The sequence below is a fragment of the Streptomyces sp. NPDC060027 genome (genome assembly GCF_042737005.1).
GTDB lineage: Bacteria > Actinomycetota > Actinomycetes > Streptomycetales > Streptomycetaceae > Streptomyces.
In genome coordinates, this window is the sequence record NZ_JBHWVI010000258.1 from 1 (window position 1) to 11,260 (window position 11,260).

The 11,260-nt window shown below is 66.1% G+C and carries 6 protein-coding genes and 1 pseudogene; 3 read left to right on the forward strand and 4 right to left on the reverse strand.

Going from position 1 to position 11,260, the window contains the following annotated elements:
- Nucleotides 1–127 precede the first annotated feature (127 nt).
- Nucleotides 128–1,396, forward strand: a complete 1,269-nt coding sequence (locus ACFWBT_RS37440; protein ID WP_385707630.1) for a hypothetical protein — start codon at nt 128–130, stop codon at nt 1,394–1,396.
- 626 nt (nt 1,397–2,022) lie between these two features.
- Here the strand turns inward: ACFWBT_RS37440 and istA are convergent.
- The 4 genes and pseudogenes from istA to ACFWBT_RS37460 form a co-directional block, all read right to left on the reverse strand.
- Nucleotides 2,023–3,130 (reverse strand): annotated as a pseudogene (gene istA, locus ACFWBT_RS37445) (IS21 family transposase); the annotation flags it as partial.
- 223 nt (nt 3,131–3,353) lie between these two features.
- The gene (locus ACFWBT_RS37450) at nt 3,354–4,520 is read right to left on the reverse strand and encodes an XdhC family protein (RefSeq protein WP_385707632.1); all 1,167 of its coding nucleotides are present in this window, start codon (nt 4,518–4,520) and stop codon (nt 3,354–3,356) included.
- Between the two features lie 32 nt (nt 4,521–4,552).
- Nucleotides 4,553–5,512: an FAD binding domain-containing protein gene (locus ACFWBT_RS37455; RefSeq protein ID WP_385707634.1), complete on the reverse strand. Its 960-nt coding sequence runs from the start codon at nt 5,510–5,512 to the stop codon at nt 4,553–4,555.
- Entirely contained in the window at nt 5,509–8,091 is a 2,583-nt protein-coding gene (locus ACFWBT_RS37460; protein ID WP_385707636.1) for a molybdopterin-dependent oxidoreductase, read from the reverse strand. Before ACFWBT_RS37460 ends, ACFWBT_RS37455 begins: the two co-directional genes overlap by 4 nt.
- Nucleotides 8,092–8,951: 860 nt before the next feature.
- On the opposite strand from ACFWBT_RS37460, the gene modA reads away from it, so the two are divergent.
- On the forward strand, nt 8,952–9,779 hold the full coding sequence (modA, locus tag ACFWBT_RS37465) for a molybdate ABC transporter substrate-binding protein (RefSeq protein WP_385707638.1): 828 nt from the start codon (nt 8,952–8,954) through the stop codon (nt 9,777–9,779).
- Between the two features lie 644 nt (nt 9,780–10,423).
- A complete protein-coding gene (locus tag ACFWBT_RS37470; RefSeq protein WP_385707640.1) occupies nt 10,424–11,056 on the forward strand; it encodes an NADAR family protein in 633 nt (210 codons plus the stop codon).
- The last annotated feature ends 204 nt before the right edge of the window (nt 11,057–11,260 follow it).

Consider the following 11,260-nt stretch of genomic DNA (forward strand, 5'->3'; position numbering starts at 1 on the left):
GCCTGCTTCTTTTTTTAACCCGCCCGCGGCGGGGCGGGGGGTGGGGGCGCACCCCCCCCCCCACCCCCCCGCGGGGGGGCCGGGGGCCCGGGGGGGGGCCCGCCCCCGCCTGTCACCTGGTGGTCTCGTGGCCTTTGCGCTGTATACCACTTTGGTGATCAATGCAGTGGCACAGACCGATTCGCTTGCAAATCTCAAGCGGATCCGAGCCGCTGAAGGACGGGTGGCCGAGGTGCTCGGCCTGACCGTGGATCAGTCGACGGAAGCAATCGGGCTCCGTAGAGGGCCCCTGGAGAGCGTGATGAAGGCGCGCCCTTCAGACTGGTTCACCAGGAACTTGAACCTGCGTATTGGATCAGGAGACCCGGCGGCCAAACCAGGTCCGCCAGGCACAACGGAGCACTGGCCGGGTGGAGGACCCCCAATGAACCGGTCTGGAGTGCGGCTGCTGTCCAACGGGCTGCGGCCGCATCGGCGGGCACTGCTGCATGTTGGAGCCTGGTCATTGGCAGGAGCACTTCCGGCTGTGGCATCCGGAGCGCTCGTTGCTCTTGCTGCGGATGAGGGTTTCCTGATCGGACGATACGACGTCGGTATGGGGTTGCTCACCCTGCTCATGCTGACCTTGGCTGTTCGCGCCTGCGCAACTCGGCAACTCATACTCCGGACTGGCACGGTGGCCGAAGCGCTGCGGGACACCCTGGTCGAGGACCTCGCGGCCTCCGCATCGCCGGAGGAGGCGGTGCACGGTCGCCCCCGGTCCCCGATGGCAGCGACATGGCTCGGCTCCCGGGTGGAATCCGTGCGCAGTCTCACCGCTGCACTGCTGCGCGCATTCGGGGAAGCCGGTTTGACCATCACTGCAGCGCTGGCCGGAGTGTTCTGGCTGTCGCCGCCACTGGGATTCTTGCTCTTGTTTCCGGTAGCCGTATCCCTGATCTTGTTGTGGCCGCTGACACACACGCTGGTACGACTCCAGCAGCGCATGGTGATGGCTGAAGAGGCGGTAGCAGACCACACTCTGATGGTCTTTGCCGCTCAGCCCACTGCGGTGTCGTCACGCTCGCGGACAGCGGCCGGCCGTTCAGTCGCGCGAGTCACTGCCACGCAGGCTCACGCCGCCTGGGCCGTGGGCCGGGCTCGGGCGATGGAGGCATGCGTGGTGATGCTTGGCGCGCATACTCCTCTGATGTGCCTGCTCCTGAGCGCTCCCTGGCTACTCGGGCGCACCGGCATGACGGCCGGTCAGTTGCTGGGATCCCTGACCTACCTGACTCTGTGTCTTGGACCTGCCATTCGGTCACTGGCGGACCTCATCCTCGGCTCCGGACCGCAACTTGCGGTGGCCGCTGACCAGCTAGCGGCGGTCACCGGGCCCTCGGACCGGTCTTCGTGAGGGGGAGGACTGGGCCCGCTCCAAAAGCCGAGATCGGGTCTTCCGCAAGTCTGCTCGGACGATCTCCGCTGGGCCTTGGCTGTGGGATGAGGTCGGCCAACGCCTCTCTGAGGTGCGGGAGTTTGAGGCGCTTGGTGAGCTCGATGGCCGGCCAGCGGGTCGCCGCCGGAGCCGGGAACGGTGCGAAGTGGGGTGGCCATCAGGCGAGATCGCTTTCGTCTGCTCGGCAGCGTCCGAGGTCTGGGCGGGTTGACCGAAGCAGGCCCAGGCGGACGTGCCGGGCTGCAGGGAATGGTCCTCGCTGCGGAGAACTGCAGCGGTGCGCTCGTGGCCGGGGCCGACCCGGCGACCCGTCCTGGACAACGCCCACTACCCGCCCCGGCAGGACAAGGAATCAGACCGCGTCCCCCAGGCCGCCTCGGCAGAGGAGGCTGCCTTCCTCGCACTAGGACCCGGCGCCGCTTCCTGGCTGGTGGAGGCCGGATCATCCGGCGTTCGCCGGATCAAGACGAAAGCTGAACGAAGCCGTCGCGCTGTCGAAGCTCTACTCGGTCGCGGACGTCGACCGAGCCCTGGGAACGGCCGCGGTCACCGCCCGGTTCGCGGACGAGGACCTGTTGTCCATCCTCGACTACCAGGCCGGCGGTGACGGGCGACCTCGCGGGTGGATCCGTCTTCGCTGACCGCGGTGACGATCAGTTCGTCGCCGTGGAAGCGGGCCCAGACGCGGGTGTCGATGAGCTCGTGCGGGACCGAATAGCGGACCGCCTCGACGGAAATGGTCGACTCCCAGGTGACCCGCCGGGTGGTGCCGAACGCGGCGGTGAACGGCCGCCTGGGCAGCGGATGCAGCCGTTGCTGTTCCTCAGCGAGACGTTCGGCGGGACGGCGTCGAATGGCCCTGTGGGTGCGGGAGTTGACCTCGTCGCAGAACGCCCGGCAGGCCGCTTCGAGTTCGCCGAACGTCTTGTAGTGATCGCGCAGGTTGACGTCCTTGGGGACCAGGTCTGCCTTGCCGATGCGGACTGTCGCCTCCAAACCGCCCTTGGTCTCCGTGTCCGCCGGCAGGCAGGTGCGGATCGTAGTCCCGTAATGCCGGGCGACCTCGACGATCTCTGGGTTGCGGACCGCGATCCCAGCGACGTGATCGGTGGTGATTGTCTTCTCGTTGTCGGTGAGCACATAGGCCGGGACCCCGCCGATCCTGCGGAACGTGGCATCCAGGCAAGAGGTGATGGTCGGCAGTGTCTTGTCCCAGATCGGGATCACGATCCTGAACCGGGACCATGCCAGCCAGGCGCACCACAGAACTGTCTTCCGTCCGTTGATGGTCGGGCCGTCGCCGAAGTCGTATTGGAGCCACAGTCCGGGCTCGGTCACCCAGGGTCGATAGACCCGGCGGCGTCCGGCTCTGAACTGGGCTTTTGCCTCGGCAACGGTGCGGAGGGTGGTGCGTTCTCCGCCGGTGAAGCCCATCGCGGCGATCCGCTTGTGCACGATATCCGCGCGGATCCTTCCCTGTGATCGCACCACGAACTCCTCGATCTTCGGCAAGTAATCGTCGATCGCGCGAGCTCGATGCCGGCGCTGGTCAGGATGCTGACCAGCTGCCCGCATCTGCACGTAGCGGGCCACCGTGTGGTGATCACACCCCGCCAGCTCGGCCGCGACACGGTAACTGCCTGTCAGGTCATACGCCTCAAGGATCTCCATCATCTCCCTGCTGTTCTTCACCCGCCCTGGGCTGCCCAGAGCGGATTCGTCCAAAGCAGGCGGGGAGTCCTAACCAGCCGTACGTGGGGAATCCCGAGGCCGCCAGCGGGGCGCTAAATGGCCGCACACGGGGAGCTTGGCATGGCCGCCGTCAGGGGGAGACTCCTCGCAGAGTGCATGACAGCCCCGCCTGAAGCCCCGGCCAGCCCTCCGCATCAGTCGTTGCCCGGAGCCGACTGCTACGTCAGGGAGGCGAGCAGTTCCCGCTCACAGCCGTCGACTGACGCGCGTGGATGGGCCCGTGGCCATCGATCAGTGGCAGACCGCTGCCTCCCCTGCGCTGGGCGATGATCTCGGCGGCGACAGAGACTGCGGTCTCCTCGGAAGTCCGTGCGCCCAAGTCCAGCCCTATGGGTGACCGGAGTCGGCCGAGCTCGGACTCCAGGAGCCCAGTCTCTCGGAGCCGGTCGAGCCGGTCCTTGTGGGTGCGGCGTGACCCCATGGCCCCGACGTATCCGAGCTCCATCCGCAAGGCGCGCTCCAGGAGCGGGATGTCGAACTTGGGATCATGGGTCAGGACGCAGAGCACGGTGCGATGGTCCAGCAGCCCTGCCTCGGCCTGGTGCTGGAGGTAGTCGTGAGGCCATGCCACAACCACCTCATGGGCTGCAGGAAAGCGCTCCCTGGTCGCAAAGACCGGTCGTGCGTCGCAGACCGTCACCCGGTATCCCAGGTATCTGCCCTGTCGTGCGACGGCGTCAGCGAAGTCGATGGCTCCGAAGACGAGCATCCGAGGGGCGGGTACATACGTTTCGGCGAAGAAGGTGACACCGCCGTGTGATGGTGTCCGCCCATCTCCGTCCGCAGGAAGGCGGAACGTCTGCGTCGAGCCCATTGCGAGCATACGCCGCGTGTATGCGGTGGCAGGGGGGCCAAGCGGGGCAGCAAGGCTTGCCGGCCCGGAGTCATCATCCTGGCCTGGGCGGACCGTGAGCGTTGTTCCGATCAAGTGGTCAGGTCCTTCGACGATCCTCAAAAGTGCGACCGACTCGTCCGCCACGATCGATGCCACGGTGGATGCCAGTGGGTCGGCAAGGCCCGGGAAGACCGGCTGAATGAAGATCTCGATGGTTCCGCCACACGTCAGGGCCGCCGCAAAGGCCTCCTCATCGCTGTACCCAAAGGAGTGCAGCACTGGCTTGCCGGTGACGAGAGATTCAAGGCACATGTCGTACACCGTGGCCTCAACACATCCACCCGAGACACTGCCGATGGCCTGCCCGTCCACCGCGACAGCCAGCGCCGCGCCCGGTGAACGGGGAGAGCTCCCCGAAACCCTCACCACAGTGGCCAGAGCGAACGTGCGTCCTACAGCAAGCCATGTCTGCAGCTGCTCTGCGATATCGCGCATTTCGTCTGCTGTCGTCGTAGTTGTATCGGAGGTCAGCGGACGGTTCCGCTCCAGGCCGCACGCTCGAGTACTTCAAGGACGGTGTCGCGCAGGAGCTCCACCTTGTATTGAGTGTGCGGAAGTGGCGAACAGCCATGGGTGGCTTCCTCGGCGGCGGCGAGCAGGTTCTCGGCAGTTGCCGAGCGCCCCACCAGGGCGGCTTCCACGGCAGGCAGCCGCAGCGGAGTGCGAGCGATGCCGCCAGCGGTGACAGCTGCCGTTTCGATCACGCCGGCCGAGAGCGTGAGCCGGGCGACCGCCTCAACCAGGGGCCATTCCGCCTTGGCACGGCTGATGGCGCGATGGTAAGCGGCGCGCTCGCCGGGCAGCGGTGCGGGCAGGGTGACCGCCGTGAGTACGTCGTGCGCATCGAGCAGGTGGTCGTGCGTGGGGTCGGATCCGTCGCCGTAGAGATCGGTGATGTGGAATGCGCCCCGTTCATGGACATCGATCCAGGCGTCGTAGCCGATCAGGGCCATGGCGATCGACGACGGGTGCGGGGCGACGCACGGTCCCTGGTCGATGACCACGGCGTGGTGGTGGACCCCGGTGCGTGCCGGGCAACTGTCGCCGCCGTTGCGGTAGCACGTGAAGTGGGGATTGCGGTAGTACCAGCAGCGATTGTGCTGGAGCAGGTTGCCGCCCAGGGTGCCGGCCGCACGGATCTGGGGCGTGGCTAGGGCTCCTGCGGTCAAGGTCAGGGCAGGGTAGTGGGTTTGCAGGACGGGATCGTCGGCCAGTTCACTGATGAGGGTCAGCGCGCCCAGCCGCACGGTGCCGTCGGCCTGGGCGGTGATGCCGTTGAGGTCGGGGAGCGGAGGGATCTGAATGGCGCTTCCCTGCGCGATGCCTGCGCGAACGCGCGCGACCCGATCGGTGCCGCCGGCGCGGAGCTCGCCCCGCAAGGTACGGACGGATTCGGCGGTCTCGCTGAGGGTGCGGGGCTGGTTCACGCGCGAATTCCTTCGAGCAGGCGGTCGGGGCGGATCGGGAGGTGGTGGGGGCGCCAGCCGGTTGCGGCGTAGACGGCATTGCCCAGCGAGGCGGCAACGGGCAGCGTGGACACCTCTCCCAGGCCCACTCCCCCGCCGTCGACGTGGTCGAAGCCGTCCTCGTGGAAGTAGATGTCCATCTCGGGGATGTCACCGATCCCTGGAATCCGGTAGTCCTCGAGGTTGTCCGTCAAGACGACGCCGGTTGCCGGGTCCGTGACACGCTCTTCGTACAGCGCGTATCCGATGCCTTGGATGATGGCTCCCTGGCACTGGCTGGTGGCCAGTGGACGGGAATAGATACGGCCAACAGCAATGCCTCCCCAGATGCGGGTGGCCCTGATCTGGCCGAGGCGTGTGTCGACTTCGACTTCGGTGACATGGACCGAGCCCGAGAAGCCGCGGCCGATGGCGACGTTGTCGACCGCGATCGGCGTGACGTAGCCGCGGCGATCGCGCGGCCGTTTGCCGACCACCCTGAGACCTTCGGCCCCTTCGAGGAGGTGCTCAATGCTTTCGCTCGTGGTGACCTTGCCGCGACGGGCCAGAGCGGTACGCAGGCGGAGGGCGGCGTCCCGGGCAGCGGGGCCGATGGAGGTGGTGGTGCGGCTTCCGCCCGAAGTGGGTCCGTGGACCGTCGCAGTGTTGCCCACTTCGGCGCGGACCCGGTTGAGGGGCAGTCCCAGTTCCAGGGCGACGACACGGGCGAGGACGGAACGGGATCCTTGGCCCATGTCCTGTGTGGCGGTACGGGCCACGACCACGCCGCCCGTGACAACGAGTTCGACTTGGGTTCCTGGATCGAGGTAGTACATCCAGTTCGCGGCGGCCACGCCCACACCGCGTCGGAAGCGGCCGCTCTGGGACCCGCTGGCAGGCCGTTGGGTCCACAGCGGCAGGCTTTCCGCTCTGCGGTACAGGGCTTCACGCTTGGGGTTGCCGTCCCAGCGCCGACGCAGCGCAATCGGGTCCTCTCCCAAGCGATGAGCCGCCTCATCCACGGATTGCTCGAGCGCCCAGGCCAACGGAGGGCCGCCAGGCCCGCGAAACGGTGTCGCCGGGGGCCGGTTGGTGAGAATGTCGTAGTCCCTCAGCCTGCGGGGAGCCTTGCCGTAGATAAAGCGGGCAAGCATCGCCACGCCGGAACCCGTGGAAACGCCGCCGTCGCCGTGCACGTCAAGGGTGAGGGCTGCCAGGTCACCTGATTCGTCGGTCAACAGGGCAATAGCGGCACGCGCGCCGGGCCGGTGGCCGCCGTCGGTGAGTTCCTCGGCACGGCTGAGGACGACCCGCACGGGAGCCTGGTGCAGACGGGCAAGTTCGGCAGCCGCGATGGCCTCGCTAGTAAAGGCAAGTTTCGCGCCGAAGCCACCTCCCACATGCACCGCCGAGGCATGGACCTGACTGGCTTTCAGACCAAAGTGTTCGGCGGCCTGCTCGGCCACCGCCACCAACGCCTGAGTGGAGATCTGCAGATGAAGGTCACCGGCGCTATCCCAGGAAGCAAGGCAGGCATGCGGCTCCAGGGGGGTATGTACCTGGGGTTCCGCGGTGAAGGTGCCTTCGACGAGGTGCGTGGTGTCCTTCCGGCTCCGTGCCTGTTCAATGCGCTTGGCGGCCAGCCCACCGCGCCAGCTCATCCGTGCCGGACCCCTGACGTTCCCATTCCATGCTGCGGGGAATGCGGGGCCTTCAGCGGAGGTGGGCGCCTGCTTCCTCTGCTTCCTGCTCGCGTAGACGAGCGGGCTGTCGGGAAGTTCCGCCTGCGTGAGGTCGGCTGCGGAGGGCAGCACGTCGTAGCTCACCTTGACCTGTTCCACAGCGACCAGGGCCGAAGCCAGACAATCGGCGGCGAGGGCAACAATGGGCTGGCCCACGTAGCGTACGGTGCGGTCGGCCGGCAGGAGGTCGACCAGCTCGGCGCCACCGCCATCGACGGCTGTCACACGTGCGTGCGCGTGACGGGAGCGAATGATGACGCCTTCGAGAAGTCCTTCTGCACAGAAGTCCGTTGTGTACAGCGCCTCGCCGGTTACCTTTTCACCCGCCTCCACACGCGGGAAGGGAGCAGCGGTGTCGAATTCGCCGGTGCAGGCAGCCGCGACGGCGTCGTAGATACCTTGGTAGGCCCCACAGCGGCAGAGATGGCCTGCCAGCGCTGCGGCGATGTCCTGCCGTGAGGGAACCATGCCCGGATGCTCGGCCCGCCAGCGGTCGACGAATGCTGCAGACTCCATGACGAACCCGGGCGTGCAGTACCCGCACTGCAGCGCGTCATGAGCGGCGAAGGCGCGCTGGACTGGATGAGCACCCTGCAGCCCCTCCACCGTGGTGACGCTTCTGCCCGCCAGGGCGACTGCAGGAGTCAGGCAGGCCACCTTGGGGATACCGTCCACCTGGATCGTGCAGGCTCCGCACACGCCGGCGCCGCAGACCAGTTTGGTCCCGGTGAGTCCCCACGTGCCACGGACAAGATCCACAGCAGTGGCTTCCGGATCGCTCCCCAAAGGATGCTCGGATCCATTGACTGTGGTGTACATGCGCGATTCCTGAGGGCTGGGGGACGGATTAGTGCATGCGGACGTCACTCTTTCCGCAGCACGGAAGACGCTAGGCGCTCACTTCGATCAATACATGGGTAATGAGTACTCAGATCACGTTCCCTTTTCTACTTCCCGACCCCAGCCACGGCCCGACCTCCAGCGGAACGTCACGGCTTCTCCCCTGTGGCGCCATGCATTTGGCCGCCTGGGGACAGGACGAGGATCCGCCCGGGGTGCAGCACGGATTCGACGTCGCTAGACCGGTCGCGCTGTCCGCTCACGAAGAGGCGGCTCCCGGGTCATCTTCCGCATGTCCGTCTGACCGCGCCCGAATGGGGCATCTCGCGTGAGCGCAGATGCCACCCGTTCATAGCCAGAATCACGATTATCCGATGGTGCGAGTAGCATTCACCTTGCACCTGCGGCATCATCGTCTGAGCACGCACGCCTGCCCGGTAACGTAGCTCGTGCACGCAGCGACGGGACGATGAGGCACTCGTTCTCTGCGGAAACTGACCGCCGAGGTGACAAGTTGCGGAAACGCAGCAGCAGGTTCCTCGTGATCGGCATCCAAAAGGACGCTGGATACGGGCGGACCACCAACACTTCAGGCTGCAGTCTTCCTCGAGCCATGGCCGCCGATGCATTCCTGGGGGGCGGACCGGTGCAGACGCGAAGTGTTCCGACGGTATACGCGATCAGCAGTGGAGTGGCCGGGGCGCTGCGGCTGGAGCCCGTGTTCCGGCGGGTGTCGTAGTCACCTGGCGTCCCAAAGCCGTACAGCGAAGAGAAGAGTCCGACGACGACTCCTTTCTTGAAGCAGCCATGAGCACACAACACCAAGGGAGTAGATCTTGATGACCCATACCGTGCGCCGGACCTCTCGGACGCTTCAGGTCGCCAGCGCCGGAGCCGCTGCGCTGATAGCCCTGAGCGCCTGTTCCTCCTCGTCCGGCTCCACCGCATCCGATTCCGGCTCCTCGGCGACTGTGTCCGGTCCGAACGGGCTGTCCGGCACTGTGACGGTGTTCGCGGCCGCATCGCTGAAGGAGAGCTTCACGACCCTGGGCAAGGAGTTCGAGGAGAAGCATCCTGGTACGGAGGTGAACTTCAGCTTCGGCGGCAGTGACTCATTGGCCGCGAGCATCACCGGTGGGGCTCCGGCCGATGTCTTCGCCGCGGCGAGCTCCAAGACCATGGCGATCGTGACGGCCGCGGGGAACGTCTCCAGCCCCCCGGCGACCTTTGTGCGCAACCAGTTGGAAATCGCCACCCTGCCCGGCAACCCGGACAAGATCTCCTCCCTGAAGGATCTCACCAAGTCCGGTTTGAAGGTCGTTCTGTGCGACAAGGAGGTGCCCTGCGGTGCAGCTGCCCAGAAGGCGCTGAAAGCCGGCAAGCTGACACTGAAGCCAGTGTCTTACGAGCAGGACGTCAAGGGTGCCCTGACCAAGGTCGAGCTGAAGGAGGCCGACGCCGCCGTTGTCTACAAGACCGACGTCCATGCGGCAGGAGACAAGGTCGAGGGCGTGGAGTTCCCCGAGTCCGCCAACGCAATCAACGCCTATCCGATCGCCCTCCTCAGGGACGCCCCCAACGCCGCCGCGGCGAAGGCGTTCATGGCATTGGTGCAGTCCGTCGAGGGCCAGCAGGTCCTGACGGAGGCCGGGTTCCTCAGGCCGTGACGGAAATGGACCCGCCCGGAGCGGGCATCGCGCTTCCGCCGCACCGGCCATCTGCCTTCACCGAGTTCCTCCGAGGATGCCTCGGCCTTCAGGCCGAGGAGGAATCGGACTCCTGCGGAGCAAGGCAGGAAACGGGATTTCGCCCTCAGGGCGAAACACCGTCCCCCTGATTGGGTAAGGTGCACGCCGTGCGGTGCGGCAACCAAGCGCGCAGACCGTGCTGATCGAGAGCCAAGACAGCACATGCACCTCCAAGCTTTGCTGTATCAAACCGGGCTGGTTTCAACCCGGCTGGTGCTGATCGCGGAAAACCTGCCGGGTCGCTGACCCGCAGGCAGCGTGAGCCAGGAATCCCCCTGCTTCAGCTGGGGGAAGATTCAACCATGTGTGCGTCCCTGCACGCTTCCCGCGGACGATGAAGGACGCTGCCTGCCGGCAACGTCGGCTCGGCTGGGCGATCCGGCAGGAGCATTATCTGAGGCGCCATCAGGCAAACCAGGCCGTGAAGACGTTGGTGCGGTCGGGCGGAGCGTCCAGGGCGATCAGGGCAACAGCCTGCCCCTAATTGTGCTGATACAGCAGTGTCCTTGGCGCCGGAGACAAACCGATCGCTACTCGGGTTCCTATATGGCAGGATCAGCGAAATGAGCAGTGAAGAGTCCGATGCTGTTGCGGTTTCCGGAGAACCGGACTGGGAGGCATCCCTGAGAAAATGGCGCCGCGCTGCCGTCGCGTCCGCGGGCAGCCGTGATTTCGTGATGTTCTGGAAACCACTTCCGGAATTCAACGGCGGCATAGGGGCGGGATGCCTGAGCCAGTGGTGGCCGTCACCGTTCACGGTGGACGGGATTGAATATGTCACCGCCGAACATTGGATGATGGCGGGAAAGGCCCGGCTCTTCGGTGATGAGCACGCTCATGCAGAGGTCCTCGCGACGCGGGATCCCCGGGCTGCCATGAAGGCGGGTCGCCGGGTGCGGGGTTTCGAAGAACCATTCTGGAGGCGGGAAAGGTGGCCGTTGGTCGTTGCCGGCAACGTAGCCAAGTTCCGTCAGAACCCCGACTTGTGCACCTATCTCGCCAGCACCGCATCACGGATCCTGGTCGAGGCGAGCCCTCAGGACAGAACCTGGGGCATCGGGCTGGCGGCCGATGACGACCGCGCGGCAACCCCCGCCCTGTGGCAGGGACTCAATCTGCTGGGATTCGCCTTGATGGAAGCGCGTCGGCAACTCACGGTCGGCAACAAACTCGGATACGCAGGCCAAGACGCTTAACCGGCCTGCGCTCACTGCCGCAGTTCCCAAGCCGAGCCGATGCGGCTTCACGCTTCGCCGACATCCACTGCTACCACAGGTATCCCGACCGCACCGGGAACATGTGTGAACTAGTGCTGGATTCCTCAATCCCTGGGTATAAGTACTGGTGGCGGGGCGCTTCGGGTACTCGGGGGCGGGTGCTGGACGGTGGTGTTACGGGCA